Source organism: Bradyrhizobium sp. (genome assembly GCF_049798375.1).
Classification (GTDB): Bacteria; Pseudomonadota; Alphaproteobacteria; order Rhizobiales; family Xanthobacteraceae; genus Bradyrhizobium.
Genome location: NZ_JBARGP010000783.1, coordinates 1 through 18585 on the forward strand (window position 1 = coordinate 1; position 18585 = coordinate 18585).

The 18585-nt window shown below is 62.2% G+C and carries 18 protein-coding genes and 1 tRNA gene; 9 read left to right on the forward strand and 10 right to left on the reverse strand.

Going from position 1 to position 18585, the window contains the following annotated elements:
• Positions 1-249 precede the first annotated feature (249 nt).
• The 4 genes from WA702_RS29910 (at position 250) to WA702_RS29925 (ending at position 5025) form a co-directional block, all read left to right on the forward strand.
• The gene (locus WA702_RS29910) at positions 250-2922 is read left to right on the forward strand and encodes a glycosyltransferase (RefSeq protein WP_425114136.1); all 2673 of its coding nucleotides are present in this window, start codon (positions 250-252) and stop codon (positions 2920-2922) included.
• Between the two features lie 332 nt (positions 2923-3254).
• Positions 3255-3330 (forward strand) — tRNA-Lys (locus WA702_RS29915).
• Positions 3331-3449: 119 nt separating this feature from the next.
• Entirely contained in the window at positions 3450-3620 is a 171-nt protein-coding gene (locus tag WA702_RS29920; RefSeq protein WP_425114137.1) for a hypothetical protein, read from the forward strand.
• 313 nt (positions 3621-3933) lie between these two features.
• Complete coding sequence (locus WA702_RS29925; protein WP_425114138.1) at positions 3934-5025, forward strand: acyltransferase family protein; 1092 nt, start codon at positions 3934-3936, stop codon at positions 5023-5025.
• A gap of 670 nt (positions 5026-5695) precedes the next feature.
• Here the strand turns inward: WA702_RS29925 and WA702_RS29930 are convergent.
• Both WA702_RS29930 and WA702_RS29935 read right to left on the reverse strand, forming a co-directional pair.
• Positions 5696-5920 carry a hypothetical protein gene (locus WA702_RS29930; RefSeq protein WP_425114139.1) on the reverse strand — a complete coding sequence of 75 codons (225 nt, stop codon included), beginning with the start codon at positions 5918-5920 and terminating at the stop codon, positions 5696-5698.
• Positions 5917-6147: a hypothetical protein gene (locus tag WA702_RS29935; protein WP_425114140.1), complete on the reverse strand. Its 231-nt coding sequence runs from the start codon at positions 6145-6147 to the stop codon at positions 5917-5919. The genes WA702_RS29930 and WA702_RS29935 overlap by 4 nt, the downstream gene beginning before the upstream one ends.
• Before the next feature lie 89 nt (positions 6148-6236).
• On the opposite strand from WA702_RS29935, the gene WA702_RS29940 reads away from it, so the two are divergent.
• Together WA702_RS29940 and WA702_RS29945 are read left to right on the forward strand one after the other, a co-directional pair.
• On the forward strand, positions 6237-6431 hold the full coding sequence (locus tag WA702_RS29940) for a DUF3072 domain-containing protein (RefSeq protein ID WP_425114141.1): 195 nt from the start codon (positions 6237-6239) through the stop codon (positions 6429-6431).
• A gap of 227 nt (positions 6432-6658) precedes the next feature.
• Positions 6659-6784, forward strand: coding sequence for a hypothetical protein (locus WA702_RS29945; protein ID WP_425114142.1), 126 nt, complete (start codon positions 6659-6661; stop codon positions 6782-6784).
• Positions 6785-6983: 199 nt separating this feature from the next.
• On the opposite strand, the gene WA702_RS29950 is transcribed toward WA702_RS29945, so the two are convergent.
• On the reverse strand, positions 6984-8285 hold the full coding sequence (locus WA702_RS29950; RefSeq protein WP_425114143.1) for a carbohydrate porin: 1302 nt from the start codon (positions 8283-8285) through the stop codon (positions 6984-6986).
• A 527-nt stretch (positions 8286-8812) separates the two neighbouring features.
• Between WA702_RS29950 and WA702_RS29955 the strand changes: the two genes are divergently transcribed.
• On the forward strand, positions 8813-9247 hold the full coding sequence (locus WA702_RS29955; RefSeq protein WP_425114144.1) for an HIT family protein: 435 nt from the start codon (positions 8813-8815) through the stop codon (positions 9245-9247).
• A gap of 101 nt (positions 9248-9348) precedes the next feature.
• On the opposite strand, the gene WA702_RS29960 is transcribed toward WA702_RS29955, so the two are convergent.
• The 5 genes from WA702_RS29960 to bla all read right to left on the reverse strand — a co-directional run bounded on the left by WA702_RS29960 (position 9349) and on the right by bla (position 15738).
• Entirely contained in the window at positions 9349-10047 is a 699-nt protein-coding gene (locus WA702_RS29960) for an ABC transporter ATP-binding protein (protein WP_425114145.1), read from the reverse strand.
• Positions 10044-11897: an ABC transporter permease subunit gene (locus WA702_RS29965; protein WP_425114146.1), complete on the reverse strand. Its 1854-nt coding sequence runs from the start codon at positions 11895-11897 to the stop codon at positions 10044-10046. The genes WA702_RS29960 and WA702_RS29965 overlap by 4 nt, the downstream gene beginning before the upstream one ends.
• Before the next feature lie 13 nt (positions 11898-11910).
• Positions 11911-12786, reverse strand: coding sequence for a branched-chain amino acid ABC transporter permease (locus tag WA702_RS29970; protein WP_425114147.1), 876 nt, complete (start codon positions 12784-12786; stop codon positions 11911-11913).
• A gap of 103 nt (positions 12787-12889) precedes the next feature.
• On the reverse strand, positions 12890-14233 hold the full coding sequence (locus WA702_RS29975; protein WP_425114148.1) for a substrate-binding protein: 1344 nt from the start codon (positions 14231-14233) through the stop codon (positions 12890-12892).
• Positions 14234-14817: 584 nt separating this feature from the next.
• Positions 14818-15738 carry a class A beta-lactamase gene (gene bla / locus WA702_RS29980; protein WP_425114149.1) on the reverse strand — a complete coding sequence of 307 codons (921 nt, stop codon included), beginning with the start codon at positions 15736-15738 and terminating at the stop codon, positions 14818-14820.
• A gap of 138 nt (positions 15739-15876) precedes the next feature.
• On the opposite strand from bla, the gene WA702_RS29985 reads away from it, so the two are divergent.
• Complete coding sequence (locus tag WA702_RS29985) at positions 15877-16830, forward strand: LysR substrate-binding domain-containing protein (protein WP_425114153.1); 954 nt, start codon at positions 15877-15879, stop codon at positions 16828-16830.
• Positions 16831-16876: 46 nt separating this feature from the next.
• Here the strand turns inward: WA702_RS29985 and WA702_RS29990 are convergent, their stop codons facing one another.
• Positions 16877-17179 carry a hypothetical protein gene (locus WA702_RS29990; RefSeq protein WP_425114150.1) on the reverse strand — a complete coding sequence of 101 codons (303 nt, stop codon included), beginning with the start codon at positions 17177-17179 and terminating at the stop codon, positions 16877-16879.
• 9 nt (positions 17180-17188) lie between these two features.
• On the opposite strand from WA702_RS29990, the gene WA702_RS29995 reads away from it, so the two are divergent.
• Entirely contained in the window at positions 17189-18310 is a 1122-nt protein-coding gene (locus WA702_RS29995; protein ID WP_425114151.1) for a glycosyltransferase family 9 protein, read from the forward strand.
• A gap of 26 nt (positions 18311-18336) precedes the next feature.
• Here the strand turns inward: WA702_RS29995 and WA702_RS30000 are convergent.
• On the reverse strand, positions 18337-18585 hold a 249-nt coding region (locus WA702_RS30000; RefSeq protein ID WP_425114152.1), incomplete at its 5' end, for a hypothetical protein.

An 18585-nucleotide genomic window follows, 5' to 3' on the forward strand; every position in this document is an offset into this window, starting at 1 on the left:
GGCCTCGCCCTCGCCGCAGCCGCCTGCGAAGTAACGGTTCCGCCAGAACACGCAACGCACCCGATCACCGCGGACGAAGCTCTCACGGGCGCGCCGCGGTGTCATGCGCCATCCGCCATGACAGTCGCGAAGCGGCATGGCAGGATAATGTAGACGTTGCTGCAATGCGGTCGAACGTTGAGCTGGTTCAGACTTTGTTCAACCTCGGTCACGCTTTGTAGCTGATCATCCCAACTGGTTGTCTCATCGATGCGTGCCATCGTCGCCGTTCTGCTTCTCGTCACCGCCCTGCACGCCGGTCTCTGGGCGCTGCTGCAGGAGAAGCAACAGGCCCCGGATTTCACCGGCATGCTGCCGAGCGTGTCCTACGATCCGCACGAAGGCACCGGGGCACCCGACATCGGCACCGTGGCATCGCTGGACCGTATCCGGGCTGACATGAAGCAGCTCGCGACCATGACGCGCGCCATCCGTCTCTACTCGTCGACCGGCGGTGTCGAAGCGGTGCCGCCACTCGCCGCCGAGGCCGGATTGAAGGTGATGCTCGGTGTCTGGATCACCAAGGATCCCGAGCGCAACGAGCGCGAAATCCAGTCCGCGATCAACCTGACGCGCCACAACAGCAACGTCATCGGCATCGTCGTCGGCAACGAGACCATCCTGACCGCCACGCAGAAGGTCGATGAGCTGATCGAGAAGATCAAGCGCGTCAAGAAGTCGGTCAACGTGCCCGTGACGACAGGCGACGTCTGGAACACCTGGCGCGATAATCCGGAGCTCGCCGCCAACGTCGACTTCATCGCGGCCCACGTGCTGCCCTATTGGGAGTTCTTCACCTCCGCCCAGGCGGTCGACCAGGCGGTCGATCGCTATCAATTGCTGCGCCAGCAGTTTCCCGGCAAGCGCATCATGATTGCGGAATTCGGCTGGCCGAGCGGCGGCTACAACCGCCTCAACGCTTACCCTGGCCCGTTCGAGCAGGCCGAGGTGCTGCGCAACTTCGTCAGCCGTGCCGCCTCGATCGGCATGGAATACAACATCGTCGAGGCGATCGATCAGCCCTGGAAATACTTCGAGGGCGGCGTCGGTCCCTATTGGGGCCTGCTCAACGCCGCGCGCGAGCCAAAATTCTCCTGGACCGGCCCGATCGTGAATCCGGACTATTGGAAGCTCGCGACCATCGCGCTGCTGGTCGGCGTGCTGCTGTCGCTGCCGATCCTGCGCATTGTGCGGCCGACCCTGCCGCAGGCCTTCGTGCTGGCGGTCGCAGCCCATGGCGTCGGCGCCTGGGTCTCCACCATCTTCGCCTATTGGGAGACGCATTATTTCGTCTTTGGCTCGGCCTTCGCGCTCACGCTCGGTGTGACGCTCCTTGTTCCCTTGATCTTCATCGCGATGGCGCGGATCGAGGAGATCGCCGCGATCGCGCTCGGCCAGCCGCCGCGTCGCCTGCTGACCAGGGATGCCGCCATTGCCGCCGCGCCGTTCGCCGGCCCCTACCCCAAGGTCTCGATCCACGTGCCGGCCTATTTCGAGCCGCCGGAGATGCTCAAGCAGACGCTCGATGCGCTGGCCCGGCTCGACTATCCGAACTACGAATGCGTCATCATCATCAACAACACGCCTGATCCGGCGTTCTGGCAGCCGATCCAGGACCACTGCCGCATGCTCGGCGAGCGCTTCAAGTTCATCAATGCCGAGAAGGTTCAAGGCTTCAAGGCCGGCGCGCTGCGCATCGCGATGGACCGCACCGCCGCCGATGCCGAGATCATCGGTATCATCGATGCCGACTATGTCGTCGAGCCCGATTGGCTGAAGGACCTGGTGCCTGCCTTCGCGGACCCGGCCGTAGGTCTCGTGCAGGCGCCGCAGGAGCATCGCGACGAGGACCTGTCGCTGATGCACTACATCATGAACGGCGAGTATGCCGGCTTCTTCGATATCGGCATGGTCCAGCGCAACGAGGAGAACGCGATCATCGTGCATGGCACGATGTGCCTGATCCGGCGCGCGGCGATGGACATGGCCGGCGGCTGGTCGAGCGACACGATCTGCGAAGATACCGATCTCGGCCTCGCCATCCAAGAGCTCGGCTGGCAGACCCATTACACAAACACCCGCTACGGCCAGGGCCTGCTGCCCGACACCTACGAGGCGTTCAAGAAGCAGCGCCACCGTTGGGCCTATGGCGGCTTCCAGATCGTCAAGAAGCACTGGCGGCGCTTCCTGCCCGGCCGAAGCAAGTTGACACCGGATCAGAAGCGCGAATTCGGCCTAGGCTGGCTGAATTGGCTCGGAGCAGAGAGCCTCGGCGTCGTGGTGGCGATCCTGAACCTGATCTGGGTGCCGATCGTCGCCTTCGCCGGCATCGCCATCCCCGACCGGATTCTCACCATCCCGATCATCGCAGCCTTCGTGGTCTCATTGGCCCACTTTCTCATCCTGTACCGGCTGCGGGTGCCGGTCAGGACCTGGCAGATGCTGGGGGCGATGGTGGCGGCGATGAGCGTGCAGTGGACGGTCAGCCGCGCGGTGGCGCAGGGCCTGATCACCGAGCACCTTGCCTTTGCCCGCACGTCGAAAGGCGGGCTGTCGCGGATGTCGATCGAGTTCCAGGCGTTCTGGGAGGCCGTGATTGGTGTGCTGCTGCTGGTCGGTGCAGGCACGCTGATCGTCACCAACACGCTACAGATCGTCGAGCTCTACATCTTCGCCGCCGTCCTGATTATCGAAAGCCTGCCGTTCCTGTCGGCCGTGGCGATCGCGCTGCTGGAAATGTCCCGGGTCAACTCGTTCGCCTTCTGGCGCAACAGCGCAGTGCGCACCGCCGAGCTGATCGGCCTGCGTCCGGTCTGGGTGCCGGAGCTCGCAGGCTCGCTGCCGCAGCCGGCAACCGTGACCGCGCAGCGGGAGAAGGTGTAGGCGCTTGCCACATCATCATCGCCAAGCCCATCCCGACCGTCGACGTTGTTTGGACCTGCAGACCACCAAGATCGGCCGGGATATCCCCTAACCCGTTTTGAACGCTGGCTTATCTCGGCCGCCGGCCGCTTGTGGTTTGGCCACTCGCGGCTATTGACCGGACCGGCCGCGCCCCCTACACAGCGGGCGACCAAGCAACTGCCGCTTTCGGATGGGATCTTCCCGTCTTCAAGCCAGTCGAACCGCCCGAGTGCCAACGGCGTTTCGGACGCGGTCATCGAAAGACGATCCGGGCACGGCGCCATCGCCGTCGCAACGCTTCTCCTGGGAGCGAGCGCGTAGCTCAGCCGGTAGAGCACGTGACTTTTAATCACGGGGTCCTGGGTTCGAGCCCCAGCGCGCTCACCACATTGTCCTTCGATCGCAACATCTTCCCATCCTCGCCGAAGCGACATCGTGCGTACCATCAAAAAGAGCAGACAAGCTCCGGGAGAAGTGTAGGATTCGAGGAATCAAGGAGAGAGCGCATGTTTGAAATCAACGGTTTCGACACGGCGGGTAGCGTCCGGCTCAAGCGGGTGTCATTCGCTGCCGCCCTTAAAAAGGCCCGAGAGCTTCTCGCAGACGGGTGCTGGGACGTGCAAATCATCGACCCCCATGGCCGGGTCCATACCCCGCTTAAGGAAGAAGCGGCTTAACGCGCGCCTTCGGCGTTATCACCAAACGCCTGTTCGTCGCACCGTCCCACCCAGCCGCCCCCTACACAACGGGCGAGAACTGCCGTTTGTGGATGGGGTCTTCCCGTCTTCAAGCCAGTCGAACCGCCCGAATGCCAACAGCGTTTCGGACGCGGTCATCGAAAGACGATCCGGACACGGCCAGAGTTTCCGACGGTAAGACCGCCGTCAGCTGTGCGTTTCGGGCCACAGTCGCGCAGCCAGCTGCCGAACCGATCCCGCTTGGCGGCACCGGGAGTTGAGGGCCTCCGGCGCTCTATGATAGCGGTGGCCGATGACCTCAAAATCGTTGATCGACGGACCGGCCGTCGCAGGAAAATCCGACATCTGGCCGCTGCTGGCGATACTCCGTTTCTTCTTTGCAGCGTGGGTGCTGTTCGATCACACCTACAATTTCGGCCCTGCAGATCGGGCCATGCCAATCTTCACGAAGAGCGGCCTGGTTGCCGTGATGTGCTTCTTCGTGATCTCGGGCTACAGCATTCATCATTCGATCGCCCACCGGCCCGACGGCTACGGCGCGCGGAGATTTTGGCGGATAGCACCGATCAACGTGCTCGCCGTCGCTATCGGCTATGTCGCTTATGTCGTTCTGGGACTGTCGGGGGGATACGGCACGCCGCCCGTCGCGCCCTCAGCGCTGACGTGGATCGGATCGCTGCTGCTTCTGGAATGTGTGCTACCGGTCACCATTCCATTCCTGTTCCCTGCCTGGTCGCTGTCGATCGAGGTCCTGTATTACTTCGCCGCGCCGACCCTGGTGAAATCCAAGAACAGCTTTGCGATCCCGGCTGCTGCCCTGTTGTCCGCCATCCTGTTTGTACGCTGGCCCTACATTCGCGACGAATATATCGCGCAGCCAACCTATTTCGTTTCGGCCGCCGCCCTGCTGTGGGCGTGGCTGGCCGGATGGCTTGCCTATTCCCACCGGGGACATAGACCGATGCTTGTCGCCTTCACGGCGGCGGGCATTCTCGGGATATGGACCCAAGCGAAATTTTTCGGGATCGTCGATTTCGAGTCCGGCGCGGCCAATGTCTTGGCCTGGTTTCTGACGTTGGTCGTCGTGTTCCTGGACGTCAGGGTTCCGCTAAGCCGCGAGCTCAGGGCGATCGCGAATTACCTCGGCGATATCAGCTTTCCGCTTTATCTATTGCACTATCCAGTCCTGTTTGCGGTCACGAGCTCGATATTCAAGCGCCATCCCGAATGGAATTACGGCATCGTGCAGGTCATCATTGCATTGATCAGCGCTGTCCTCGCTTATCACTTCGTTGATCGTCCATTGCGATCCGGGACGAAGCAGACCTCGCGAACACGCGATACCGTCATCAACTACCCGTCGCCGGTTGCTGATACCAATTGACGAATCTCGATCCGGCGGCCGCGCCCGACAAGCCTGGTGACGTCAAAGCCTTCACAAGCTCGCCAGCGACATATCGAACCGGCTGGGACATGGCATATTCAAGGTCGCCGGTGAGGGCCAGGACTAGATCACGATGCGATTACACAGAATCGCATCGTGATCTCATCTCTTTGTTTGAGCATGATCTTTTCGGAAAACCGGTTTCCACTTTTCCGGATCATGCTCTAGCTGGGAACGTTTCGCGCAGTTGGCCGTTGAGTCATCGATGCCGGATCGCCAGCCCCCAGGCTCCCGGCGTTAGACCCCGCGCCAGTCGCGGGGTTTTCTTTGCCGCCATCGCGGTGCTCACAGGCCGCGGTCTTCGGCAGCATTTTGAAACGCCGACGCGATCTTGATCGACGCTGCAGCACCTGATCGCAGCAACGTTGGCTCCTGCCTTCGGCCGCTTTACCGCGATGATCTCCGCGATCACGACGCGTTGTCGTTCCGAAACACTTGGCCGAACACCACATTGTCGTGGCGATCTCTTGGGAGTCTTGCATGAAAAGACTGTCCAGGCGACGCCTTCCGGAGCCAGCGTCAGGACCGAGCTGGTCCTCGCCATGGTGCTGGCCATCGTCATCGGCACCACGACGCTGTATTTCGCGCTGTCCTAATAAAATCTCCCGATCTAGGGAACGTCGCCGCTCCTGCGGCTCTCGCCGGCCGAATGCGGCTTGTTCCAGAAATACTCGCGATTTCCGGTCGCGGCTTCGGCGTACTGATCGATCGCGACGATGATCGCCTGGACGTGGTGATAGCACCACCCCTCATGGACGCCGATGCGGCGGACTTCGGCGAGCGCCTTGATGAAGGGCGAGTGGTCGTCACTGTCGCTGAAATACTTCATCATCATGGCCGGCCTCCGCTCGCTCTGGCCTGCGACGGACGGGATGAGGTCGCCTTCAGCCGGTCTCGCTCGGAGCACAGCTCATCGATCCCATTGAGCATCCGCTCGAGCAGCGCCTCGGCGGAAGCCGTCGCAATGCCGGCCTTCTGAAGCGCCAGGATCTCCCGCCGCTGCCGGCCGACCTGCGCACGCCTGCGCTCGATCTCGGCCCGGATGAAGTCGATGTCCGGCATGTCACGCTCCTTCTCTGGAAAAGCGCAACAGAACAAAATAGGAACGATCGCGCAAGCCGGACGTTGCCGGTAAAACTACGGAGGTGAATATGGCTGATAACACGCAGAAGAATCCGAAGGATTGGGTCTCGGGCGACGACCCGATGACGGGCGCCCAGGAATCCTATCTGAAGACGCTGGCCGAGCAGGCCCACAAGCCGGATCCGACCGAGCACGATCTGACCAAGGCGGAAGCTTCGAAGTTGATCGACACGATGAGGCAGAAGGCCGGTCTGGAAAAATAGGAACGGACGGGCCGCTTGGTCGTTGGTTCGACGACTGATGTGATGAAGGAGAAATCTGACAGAAATATTGGTCAAAAGCCCCGTCAGTTACCCGGTAACTGGCGGGGTTTTGATTTTGCGAACTGGGAGATGCCCCATGTACGCGCTCTTTTGACGGACGGACGCAGATCGGCAGCGCATTTCCGACCGAGAAGCAAGTCTGGGAGGCGGCTCTGATCGATGGCCTCGTGACCGACGTCCCCGTCGCCGATGAGGCCGGCGGCCAGATCCTGCCCCGAGGCTACCATGTCGCGCGGGTTGAAGAGACCTACAACGCCAAGCCGGACTGGAAGCTTCCACGCGGGGTGTCCTGAGGCACTTGCGCGCGACGCGCTGGCATTAGGCAAGCTGAACGATGTCACCATCGCGCGCGGAAGGTTAGATCGCGGAGATCATGATCCGAGCAGACGACATCGGATCACGATCTCTGTCGCTTTCGGCATGCCCGTAATGGGGCACGCCTCTCTTTTTGCGTCCGATCAGTTCAACCGTTTGTCTCGGACAGGCTGCGCATCAGAAGTGGACCGTGGTGCGCATGCCGAGAACCCACGCATTGTCGGTCTTGATACCGGCGCCATTGAAGCCGCGCCCGCCGGGATTCATCACGTACTGGGCATCGAACTTGAGGTTCATCCAGCCCGTCGCCTGCCAGCCGTACCAGGCTTCGATCGGGATTTCGTTACCACCTGCATTCGGGCTGAGGGCAGCCGAATTCACGTGGGTCGTACCGACAGCGAAGCCGACTTCGTCTTCAGGACGCGAAGCGAACGTTCCGGTGTGCTTGACGCCCCCGGCGATCTCGTAGTCCTGATAGGACGTCCGGTGATCGGCGACGGTCGTGTTGAGGAAGGTATACCAACCCTGCCCCTTGGGGCCATCGACGGTCAGACGCTGCACGATCGATTCATAGATGCCGTAGCGGCCTCGTTGATCGCCCAGGTTCTGGTCCGGGATACCACCGACGCCCGGGATGGTTGTGATGATACCCGGAAGGCCGCCATCGATCGTCGACGCGTTGTCATACCAGCCGCCAAGCCGCCAAGTCCCATTCAAGGGACCGCTGGGTGCATAGACCAACTCCACGGGCACCAGCACGCCCGCGCCGGGATGCGAGCCTGGCGCGCCCGGCAGGAAGTAGGTGCTGGGCTCCGACGTCGTCAGATAACCCGGATTGGCGTCGTAGACGCCGACCGACAGCTCCACTTCCTTGGTGATGTTGTAGTGGGCCACGCCGCCCCATTGGCTCACCGGCCAGTTGTAGATATAGCCGCCCTGGATGTTGCCGGGCTGACCACCGCAGAACGTCAGGTTGATGAATTCGCACAGACCGAAGAAGAAGTCGGAACCGACCGGAAGACGTCCGCCTTTCAGTTCGAGGCGATTATCGAAAAGCTTTTGCGAGTAGTAGAGCTCGGTCAGGCGCAGGATGTTGCCGCGGCCAAACACTTCGTTGGTGAGCTGCAAAGCGGGAATGCCTGCCTCGCTATTTAGATTGTCGCCGAAGCGATCGACGATCGTGAGGCCTACCGTGCCGCCGGGGATACCGGCAAGCTTCCCCATGTCGAGCTTGGCCCCGAACCACAGCTGTCCTGCATTGGCCCCTGTTTTCCTGTCGCCGCCCGACAGGTTGGCGACAGATTCGTTGCCGAGCGACAGGCCCAGATCGATACCCATCTCCTTCAGTCGCGTCCTGCCGAGATCGCCGAACAAATACGGTCTGGTCCAAAAATCATCGGTCTCGGCGTAAGGTACAGGCGGCGCCTTGGTCAAAAGATCGGCCGCATGCGCTCCACTCACCAGAGCCGACAAAGCCATTCCCGAAGCAATCCACAAACCGCATGCTCCTGCGGTTTTTACAGACCTATGCAACATTTCCTGGTCCTCCTAGCGTCCCAAGCTTTTTCTGTTTTTGCGTCACGTCGCTGCCAAAAGCCCTTGGCGTGAACGTGCCCTCTCCCCAGCGCATGATTGTCAGCCGCGGCTTCGAAAGAAACGGCTGGTGATCAACCAGAGATCAGACGATCTTCTTAGCGGCGATTTGAGCGAGCATATATAGTCATACTGTATGTTCAGCTGGGTATAATGGTAACTGTGACAGGAGGGACACATATCGAGTCAGATCACGGCGACGGCGGTCTTTCATTACGGTCCGAATTCGTTCTCTCCTCGGGCCATTCCGGTGATTGATCGCATGGCTCTGGAAATATTCCCGAGCCGTTCGGCTCCGGCGTGACTTTTGCGCAGTGACGCTATCCAGCCCGTCAGGATGCGGCCGGACACCGCCTGGACATTTGGCAGCGCCTGCAGAAGGATCGCCGACGGCTTGCGGCGAGAGGTGCATGATGACCGGCTACGACGACCAGAACATCTTCGCGAAGATCCTGCGCGGCGACATCCCCAGCTTCAAAATCATCGAGGACGAGCGGACCTTGGTCTTTCTCGACATCATGCCGCGCAGCCCGGGACATACGCTGGTGATTCCGAAGGCCCCTGCCCGCAACATCCTCGACATCGCAGAGGCCGACCTCGCGGCAGTCGCGGTCACGGCCAAGCGGGTCGCAGTGGCCGCCATGCGGGCCTTCGATGCGGAAGGAATTATCATCCAGCAGTTCAGCGAGCCGGCGAGCGGCCAGGTGGTCTTCCACCTGCACATGCATGTGATGCCGGTCAAAGCGGGCATCGAGCTGCTGCCGCCGCAAACACGGAAGGAAGATCCGGCTGTGCTCGCCGAACATGCAGCCCGCCTGATCGCCGCCATCGGCGGTGATCGCGCTTAGAGCCTTTCCGTTCCGATTGAATCGGAACGGGGCTCTGGCTTTTTGTTTCGACGCGTTTTCTTAACGCGAACCGGTACCCACTCGCTTGAAAACGCTTCAGCTCATACGCCGAGATAGCGCTGCAGGAGCTCGGGCCGCGCCTTCAACTCCTCGGACGCGCCCTCGTGGACGATGTGGCCGTTGTTGATGATGTAGATGCGCTGCGCCAATGCCAGTGTCGCCGCAAGGTTCTGCTCGACCAGGACGATGGTCTGGCCGCTGGCGGCTAGATCCCGGCACGCCTTTACCAGGTCACGAACGATCACCGGCGCCAGTCCCTCGAACGGCTCGTCTAGCAGCACGACCTTGGGATCGCGCACCAGCGCGCGCGCGATCGCCAGCATCTGCTGCTCGCCGCCCGACAGCTCGGTGCCGCGGTTGGCACGCCGTTCCTTCAGGCGGGGAAACATCTCATAGATGCGGTCGAGCGGCCAGCGCTTGTTGGCCGTGATGCCCGCGATCACGATGTTCTCTTCCACGCTGAGGCTGCCGAAGATGCGGCGCTCCTCGTGCACCAGCTGCATGCCGTGTAGCGCGATCTTGTGACTTCGCTGTCCCGCGACGTCCTTGCCGTCGAGGACGACGCGGCCGCTGCGCGGCGTCACCACGCCCATCAGGCTCTTCAGCGTGGTGCTCTTGCCGGCGCCGTTACGGCCGAGCAGCGCCACCACCTCGTGGCGCTCCACCCGCATCCCGACATCGAACAGGATGTGGGAATCGCCGTAATAGCTGTTCAGGCCATCCACCTCGATCAGGCTCATGCCGCGATCTCTCCATGGATGCCGCCGAGATAGGCTTCCTGAACCACCGGGCTCGCCTTGATCTCCTCGGGCGTGCCGTGCAGCAGCACGCGGCCTTCCTGCAACACCGTGATCCGCTCCACCAGCTCGAACAGCGAATCCATGTCGTGGTCGATGATGATCATGGTCCGGTTGCGCGCGATCGACCTGAGCAGCTTCACCGTCTCCACCCGCTCGCGCGGGCTCATGCCGGCGAGAGGCTCGTCGAGCAGCAGTAGCCGCGGCGACGTGGCGAGCGCGAGTCCGATCTCCAGCCGACGCTTCTCGCCATAGGCAAGCTTGGAGACCGGCGTGTCCGCGCGCGCGGTCAGGTTGACCATATCGAGCGTCTCATTCACCTGCGCGGTCAGCCCCTTCACGTTGTTCAGGCTCTTGAACAGATCGAGGCGGAAATTGCCACGTAGCCGCGCCAGCGCGGCAATCACGATGTTCTCCCGCACCGTGAGGCCCACGAACAGCTGATTGACCTGATAGCTCTTGGTGAGGCCGAGCTGGCAGACCTGCGTGACGTTCATGCCGGTGATGTCGCGCCCGTCGAACATGATCTGGCCGGAGCTCGGCGGGATCTCGCAGGTCAGCATCTTGAAGAAGGTCGACTTGCCGGCGCCGTTAGGCCCGATGATGCCGCGCAACTCGCCGTGGTGGACGCTGAACTCGATATCGCTGTTCGCGACCAAGCCGCCATAGCGTTTGGTCAGACCGCTGGCCTGCAGGATCGGCTGCACGGCAAGCGAGCCATCGGCAGGTTCGACAATCGCCGGCGCGACCACCCGCTCGCTGGTCCCACTAACCGCAATCGGCTCCGCCTCGGCAGCTGCCTCGTCCTCAGCCTTACGGCTCTTGCCGGTGATAAGGTGATACAGGTCGACCAGACCGCCGACGATGCCGCCACGCAGGAAGCAGACCAGCAGCACGAAGACCAGACCGAGCACCAGCTTCCAGGCCGCGCCGAGCCCCAGGGCCTGCTGCAGAAAATCCTGCAGGAACAGCCAGACCGCGGCGCCGACCAGCGGGCCGAACAGGGTGGCGCGCCCGCCGATCGCGGTCTGCATCACGAGCTGGCCCGAGGTGTCGAAGGTGAAGGCATCCGGGGGCATGAAGGCCTGCAGCACGCCAAGCAGACCGCCGGCGAGCCCGGCATAGGCAGCCGCGATCACGAAGGCGGTCAGCTTGTAGCCATGAATGTTGTGGCCGACCGCGACCGCCCGCAGCGGGTTGTCCCGGATGGCGTTGAAGATGACGCCGACCGGCGAGCGCACGATGCGCAGCGCGATCACGACGCCAATGAAGTAGCAGAAGGCGATAAACTCGTAGAGATGCCAGCCGCCGGCAAAGTTGAGCGTCGTGAAGCCGAGATTGAAGCTCGGGGTCGGCACACCCGGCAGGCCGTTCTCGCCGCCCGTGAAATCGGACAGCGGATTGAACTCGACAAAAAAGAACACTTCGGCGATCGCGACCGTGATCATCGCGAAGTAGATGCCGGTGCGGCGCAGCGCCACCAGGCCGACCAGATAGCCCGTCGCCGCAGCCGCGATCATGCCGATGATCAAAGCCCCGACCACGCTGCTGAACCCGGTGCGGGTCAACAGATAGGCCGCGACGAAGCCGCCGGTGCCGTAGAACGCCGACTGTCCGAACGACAACAGGCCGGTGAAGCCGAACAGGATGTCGAAGCCGAGGCCGAACAGGCCCCAGACCAGGATGCGGTTCACCGTGTTCGGCGCGAAGCCGAGATACGGCAGGACGAAGGGCGCCACGATCAACCCGACGGCGGTCAGGATCTCGATCAGATAAGGGCGTCGGCTCAGCATGGGATCAAGACCTTCATTCGCGCCCGGCCATGCCGAGCAGGCCATGCGGACGCACCACCAGCACCAGCGTCATGGCCGCAAACAGCATCACATAGGCGTAGCCGGGATTGAACATCGAGGTGACGCTGATGATCTCGCCCGCGATCAGGCCGCCCAGGATCGCTCCCGGGAACGACCCGACGCCGCCGATCACCACCACCACGAAGGTCTCGACCAGGATGTCGTCGCCCATCCCCGGCGTCAACGACACCACCGGCGCATTGATGATGCCGGCAAAGCCGGCCGCCATCGCGCCGATGCCGAACACGACCATGAAGACGCGGTAGACGTTGATGCCGAGCGAATCCACCATCACCGAATCTTCGATGCCGGCGCGCACGATCATGCCGAGCCGGGTGCGGTAGAGCACGAGAAACAGCGCGCCGAGCGCAATCGCAACGATGCCGACCACGGCCAGGCGATAGGTCGGATAGAACATGAAGCCGAGATTGGTGATGCCCTGAAACAGCGACGGCGGCGGCACCATCTGCGACTGGCTCGAGAAGATCAGGCGGATCACCTCGACGAAGCAGATGCTCAGTCCGAAGGTGACCAGCAGCTGGTCTTCATGCGGCCGGTTGTAGAAATGACGGATGATGACGCGCTCCATCAGTAGGCCGAGCACCATCACGAACAGCGAGCCGGCCAGCACCGCCAGCAGGAATGATTGGGTGTACTGGTAGGCGACCAGACCTGCGTAGCCGCCGATCATGAACATCGCGCCATGCGCGAGGTTGAGGACCCCGAGCGTGCCATAGATGATCGTCAGCCCCGAGCTGATCAGGGCGAGCAGAGCCCCGAGCGCCAGCCCGTTGAAAAGCTGTGAGATGAAGTTCGGCCAACTGATCATCCAGAGGCAGCCTGTCCTGGTAAGGGGATGTGGTTAGTTACACGCACAAAAAGCTGACGCCGCAGCATCATCAGCCGCGGCGTCCGCTCATGCGCGTCAGCACTCAGGTGTAGTCGCCGAGATGACAGCCGAACGCGTCGGGCTTCTGCATCAGACCTTCACCTGGGACGACCTCGACGACCTCCCAGAAGTCTTCCTTGCCCTTCATGTCCTTTTCCATCTTGCCCTTGACGATGATCACCGGGCGCACGCACTGGTGGTCTTCGGGGCGGTAGTGGACGTCGCCGACCAGCGAGGGAATGGTCTCGCCCTTCTCGTAGGTCTTGATCACGTCCGGCGGGTAGAAGCTGCCCGCTTCCTCGCACATGCGCGCCCAATGGGCGAAGCTGACATAGGCGTTCTCGGCGCCCCATTCCGGCTTATAGTTGTACTTCTTCTCAAAGGCCTCGTTGAACATCTTGGCCAGCGGATACTTGTCTTCCAGCGTCCACCAGTAATCGGTAGCCGCATAGACACCCTGCATCAGGCCGTTGGTCTCGCGCGCGATGAACGGCACCTGGTAGGGCACCACGAGCTTCATCTTGTCCAGCACGCCGAACTGCTTGGCCTGCTGCGTCGAGAGCACCGCGTCGTGCCCCCAATTGACGTTGATAAGGAAGTCGGCGCCGGAATTGGCGACGTTGAGCAGATAGGACGAATAGTCCGGCGCACCGAGCGGCGCGACCTGGTTGGTCGCCGTGGTCCAGCCGGCCGTCGCAAGGAAGTCCTGCATCGACTTGGTGACGGTATGGCCGTAGGTGTAGTCGGGCGTCAGATACGCGGCCTTCTTGTTCTTGCCGAAGGTCTTGACCAGCACGGGCCCGATCGCGGCGGCGGCGGTCTGGCCGAAGAAGTTCTGGCGGAAGCCGTAGCGGACGCAGTCCTTGCCGGTGGTGTCGTTGGAGCCGGAAATGCCGCACACGAACAGCACATGCTCGCGCTGGGCCAGCTTGTTGAGCGCCACGGCCACCGCGCTCGAGGTGCCGCCGGTGATCATGATGGCCTTGTTCTCGCTGATGAAGCGCTGCTGGGCCTGCACGGCCTCGTTCGGCTTCGCGGCGGAATCGGCCACGCCGTATTTCAGCTCCTTGCCGAGCACGCCCTTGGTGGTCTTGGGCGAAATCTTCTTGATCAGCTCGTGGCCGGAATTGATGTGCTCGATCGCGAGCTCATAGCCCTTGAGCTCGTCTTCGCCCTGCACCGCATAAGTGCCGGTGCGCGGCACCGAAATGCCTATGAACGCCGTCGAGCCGGACACGCCGGCCGGATAGGTGCCGATCGCCGGCTTGTCATCGGCCCGGGCCAACGCTGGCAGGAATGAGCTGCCGACAAGGCCGGCACTGCCCTGCAGCAGGCGACGGCGCGAGATGCCGAAGTTCAATCCGCCATCGATCAGGGTTTTCTTCATGTCGACGACATCCTCCCAAAAATTGTTTTATCCAGAACCGGCCGGCTCGACCGGACGTGAGAATGTGCGGTTCTGGTTGAGCCAGACTTCCCCGAGAGTGTCGTGCTCTGTCAATCTGACCTTTGGTCGAATATGTTGATTTTCCGGGGAAAAATACATCGTAGCACGATACGTATCGGCGCTTTTGCGATGCCATTCCTGGCTGTTCACACGCAGCCTGAGGCACCGGACAGATGCGATGCAGCAACACAGTTCTTACGTGTGCTTCTGAAAACATTGGGTGAATGCCCGCGACCAACCGGTAGGCCTTATCCACGGACCGGGGCGGTTTGCCGGCCTGCTCCCGATCAGGTCGGTCCGCGCCGCGTCGCCCGCTACTTTCGTCTACGACTAGCAGAGAGTGACGGAAGGCCGGTTCAAACAGGCAAAAGCGTCACCGGCAGACGCCGAGAAGCTCCTTCACGGCGTCAACGCAATCAGCACGTCACCTCTAAGCAGGTCCGGACGACGTTCAAACGAGTGTCGACAAAGCGGCACATCGCGCTCGCGCCCTATTTCGACAGCCGTGTGCCGGGCGTGAGAAGCTAACCCAGCCGATGTCCGACCATGCGCCCGATCTCCGCAAAAACGGCTTGCAGCTGCGGCGGGGTCGGCGAACCTCCCTGCGTATAGGCACAGATCAGCACCGGGCCGCCCGCTTTGGGCCACGCCACGGCGATGTCGCCGGAGGCGTCCTTGCCGTTGTTGCCCGTCTTGTCGGCGATCTTCCAGCCGCTGGGCAGGCCGCCGCGCAGCCGGTTGTCGCCGGTCTTGCAGTCCACCATCCAGGTGGTGAGTTGGTCGCGCGACGTAGCGGACAGCACGTCGCCGAGCACGAAACGTCGCAAATTGCCTGCCATTGCCGCGGGCGTGGTGGTGTCGTGCGGATCGCCCGGCGGAGAGCGGTTGAGCTCCGGCTCGTTATGATCAAGACGCGTGACGTCATCTCCGGTGGCGCGCCAGAATGCGGTCAGGCTGGCCGGACCGCCGACGCGTGCCAGCAACAAATTGGCGCAGGTGTTGTCACTAAGCTCCACGGCGGCCTTGCACATCTCGGCGACCGACAAAGCCGCCTCCTTCCGCTCGCCGAGATTCTGTCGCGCCGCCGGTGCGTAGTCGAGCAGATCGTTCGGCCCGTAGCTGATCGTGGCGTCGAGACGATCCTGGCCGTGATCGACCCGTGACAGCACCAAGGCGGCGAGCGAGGCCTTGAAGCTGCTGCACATCACGAAGCGTTCGTCGGCGCGCCAGGCGATCTTCGCGCCGGTCGCGAGGTTTTCAGCATAGAGCCCGATACGGCTGCCGGTGTCGCGCTCGTAGTTCTGGAGAGCGCCCGATGTGTCCTGGGCCTTGTCTTGGGCCTTGTCTTGGGCCTTGTCTTGAGTCTTGTTCTGGGCCTTCGCCAGCGCCGGCCAGACAATCAGCCCGGAGGCGGCGGCAAGCAAACTGCGTCGATCGATGGTCATGTGGTGTCCTCCAGAAGTTTGTGAGCCGATTTCTGCTTCGCCTTCCCGCGATTGACAAACGATGGTTACTGAGGACATCCATAAGAAAAACTTGGATCAGACGTGTCCCGCCAAGCTCCCACCGTTTCTCGCCTGCCGATGAACGCGCTCCGCTCATTCGAGGCGGCTGCGCGCCATCTGAGCCTCACCAAGGCGGGCCTCGAACTTCGTGTGACGCAGGCTGCCGTGAGTCAGCAGGTGAGGATTTTGGAAGACAGCCTGGGCGTGAAACTGTTCAGGCGGGTTCCTCGCGGGCTCGCGCTGACAGAGGAAGGCGAAGCGCTGCTGCCGGCGATCTCCGATGCGTTCGGTCGTATCAACCAGGTGCTGGACCGGTTCGAGAACGGTCGCATGCGCGAGATGTTGACCATCGGCGCGGTCGGAACATTTGCATCCGCCTGGCTGCTCCAGCGCCTCGGGAATTTCGGCCGAAGTCATCCTCACATCGACGTCAGGGTCTTTGCGAACAACAATCGCGTGGACCTCGCCGGCGAAGGCTTGGACTACGCCATCCGGTTTGGCGACGGCGCGTGGCATGGAACGAGCGCGGAGCGTCTGGTCGATGCGCTGTTCACGCCGATGTGCGCCCCGGCCGTCGCGACGCGGCTCAGAACTCCGGCCGATCTCCATCGGGAAGTGCTGTTGCGCTCCTATCGGCCAGGCGAATGGGCGCAGTGGTTCGAGGCTGCAAACTGCAAGCAGCCGCGAATGACCGGTCCGATCTTCGATTCGTCGGTCTCGCTCGCGCATGCGGCCGCCCAAGGCGGCGGCGTCGCGCTGCTGCCGGTCGCCCTGTTTTGGTATGATGTATTGCGCAAACGACTGGCGTGCCCCTATGACACCCAAGTCTATCTCGGATCGTATTGGTTGACATCGTTAAAGTCGAAACCAGTTTCGCCCGCGATGCAAGCGTTCCGGGACTGGCTGCTGGCCGAAAGCACGAAAGCCAGACCGCGCGTCGTCAAGCCAAAGCCGGCTCGTGCTCGCCGCCAAGTGTTAGCCGGGCATCCCCACGCAGACAGTCGCTCAACTCGCGGTCAGTCGGTTCGTTGACCTGTGATCTGCTGGGGTCCGGGATTAAGCACCAAGCCCGTCGCCTTTACCGAATATTCACCAAACCGACTTTAAGTCGCAAGAGGCATGGGATTGGTGAAAATGAATCGTCACGAGCGCCGGGCAGCCGAGAAGAGCGCCCCATCCAAATGCGCTTGGCTTCTTCGATGCATCCAAGGGGCTTCAGCCGGACCATTCGCCGACCCTGCAGCTGCGCGCCCTCACCCTTGATGGTCTCGGCCGCCATGAAGAAGCCCTGCACGATGATCTGCGGGCAAACGAATTGGAGCCGGATAATCCGTTCGTCCTGAACGGCATCGGCTATGATATGATGCAGCTCGGTCGTCATGCCAAGGCATTGCGATGGCTGAGTCGGGCACTCGAAGTCCAGCCCGACTTCGTCAAGGCCGTCCACAACACGGCGCTTTCGCTGTTCCAGTTCAACCGCTTCGACGAGGCGCGTGTCGGCTTTGAACGACTGATGCAGCTTGATGGGACAAACCCCGAAGCGATCTGGGATTTTGCGCTGCTGCAGATGCTGACGGGCGATTTCGAGGCTGGTTGGAGCGGACGCGAAGCGCGTTTCAATCTGCCCTCGGTGAAGGTCCGCTATCCCAATTTCGATCGGCCGCAATGGCATGGCGACGAGCCACTCGAAGACAAGACAATCCTGCTCTACGCCGACGAAGGCATCGGCGACTCGATCCAGTTCGCGCGCTATGCACCGATGGTCGCGGCGCTCGGGGCCCGCGTGGTTCTGGTCGTCGAGCAGGCGGTCTGCCCCCTGCTCTCGGGCCTGAGCCGCGTGGCCGAATGTCGATCAAAGTCGGACCCGTTGCCGGCGTTCGATCTCCATTGTCCGATCTCCAGTCTACCGCTGGCATTCCGGACCCGCCTGGACACCATCCCGGCTGCGACCTCGTACCTGCCCGCCCGTCCGCCGGATCGTATCCGTGCCTGGGAAGATCGGCTCGGACCCCACGACAGGCTTCGAGTCGGGCTGGTCTGGTCCGGCAATCCAAATCACAGCAATGACCGCAATCGGTCGATGCCGCTGCGTGCCTTGATGCGCCTGCTGGACGTCGATGCGACGTTCGTAAGCCTGCAGAAGGACCCGCGCGAAGACGACAGGACCATGCTCGCCGGCACTGCCATCGTCGACCTGACGACGCAGCTAACGAATTTCGCCGAGACCGCAGCGCTCGTGTCGTGCCTGGACCTCATGATCACGGTCGATACCAGCGTCGCGCATCTCGCCGCCGCACTTGGCCGTCCGACCTGGATCCTGCTGCCGTTTACGCCGGATTTCCGTTGGCTGATCGGCCGCGCGGACAGTCCCTGGTGTCCGTCGGTCCGGCTGTTCCGGCAGAGCGAGACGCGGGACTATGCCGACGTCATCACGCACGTTCGCGCAGAATTGCTCACGGTGAGCGGGCAAGCCTTAGCTGGGCAGCCATGGCTGCCCAGCCCAGCACACTGACGGCTTTCATCCGACCCACGCTCGGCTTACTTGATCAGCCCGAGGATGGTGAGCGCGTCGCAATTGTGCTCGGTCGAGAAGTCGGTGATTGGGGACGGCTGCGCCGGCCCCGGCACCAGCTTCTGGATCAATCCTTTTGGGCCGAAGCCAGGCCAGAAGGCGAGATGCTGATGGTCCGCCCGGTGGTCGTCGTCCTCATCCCCTTCCCCCCGGCCGTTGGGATCGTGGAAGCGAACGAAATTAGCCCAGTAGGTCTTCATATCAGCCGCAAGCTG

Bases quoted from the DNA above. Each gene is read 5' to 3' on its own strand.
- WA702_RS29985 (WP_425114153.1), top strand. From the start codon at position 15,877: ATGAACGCGCTCCGCTCATTCGAGGCGGCTGCGCGCCATCTGAGCCTC.
- WA702_RS29950 (WP_425114143.1), bottom strand. From the start codon at position 8,285: ATGGCTTTGTCGGCTCTGGTGAGTGGAGCGCATGCGGCCGATCTTTTG.
- WA702_RS29970 (WP_425114147.1), bottom strand. From the start codon at position 12,786: ATGATCAGTTGGCCGAACTTCATCTCACAGCTTTTCAACGGGCTGGCG.
- WA702_RS29955 (WP_425114144.1), top strand. From the start codon at position 8,813: ATGACCGGCTACGACGACCAGAACATCTTCGCGAAGATCCTGCGCGGC.
- WA702_RS29940 (WP_425114141.1), top strand. From the start codon at position 6,237: ATGGCTGATAACACGCAGAAGAATCCGAAGGATTGGGTCTCGGGCGAC.
- WA702_RS29990 (WP_425114150.1), bottom strand. From the start codon at position 17,179: ATGACGACCGAGCTGCATCATATCATAGCCGATGCCGTTCAGGACGAA.
- WA702_RS29935 (WP_425114140.1), bottom strand. From the start codon at position 6,147: ATGCCGGACATCGACTTCATCCGGGCCGAGATCGAGCGCAGGCGTGCG.
- WA702_RS29930 (WP_425114139.1), bottom strand. From the start codon at position 5,920: ATGATGATGAAGTATTTCAGCGACAGTGACGACCACTCGCCCTTCATC.
- WA702_RS29910 (WP_425114136.1), top strand. From the start codon at position 250: ATGCGTGCCATCGTCGCCGTTCTGCTTCTCGTCACCGCCCTGCACGCC.
- WA702_RS29975 (WP_425114148.1), bottom strand. From the start codon at position 14,233: ATGAAGAAAACCCTGATCGATGGCGGATTGAACTTCGGCATCTCGCGC.
- WA702_RS29960 (WP_425114145.1), bottom strand. From the start codon at position 10,047: ATGAGCCTGATCGAGGTGGATGGCCTGAACAGCTATTACGGCGATTCC.
- WA702_RS29920 (WP_425114137.1), top strand. From the start codon at position 3,450: ATGTTTGAAATCAACGGTTTCGACACGGCGGGTAGCGTCCGGCTCAAG.
- WA702_RS29925 (WP_425114138.1), top strand. From the start codon at position 3,934: ATGACCTCAAAATCGTTGATCGACGGACCGGCCGTCGCAGGAAAATCC.
- bla (WP_425114149.1), bottom strand. From the start codon at position 15,738: ATGACCATCGATCGACGCAGTTTGCTTGCCGCCGCCTCCGGGCTGATT.
- WA702_RS29965 (WP_425114146.1), bottom strand. From the start codon at position 11,897: ATGCTGAGCCGACGCCCTTATCTGATCGAGATCCTGACCGCCGTCGGG.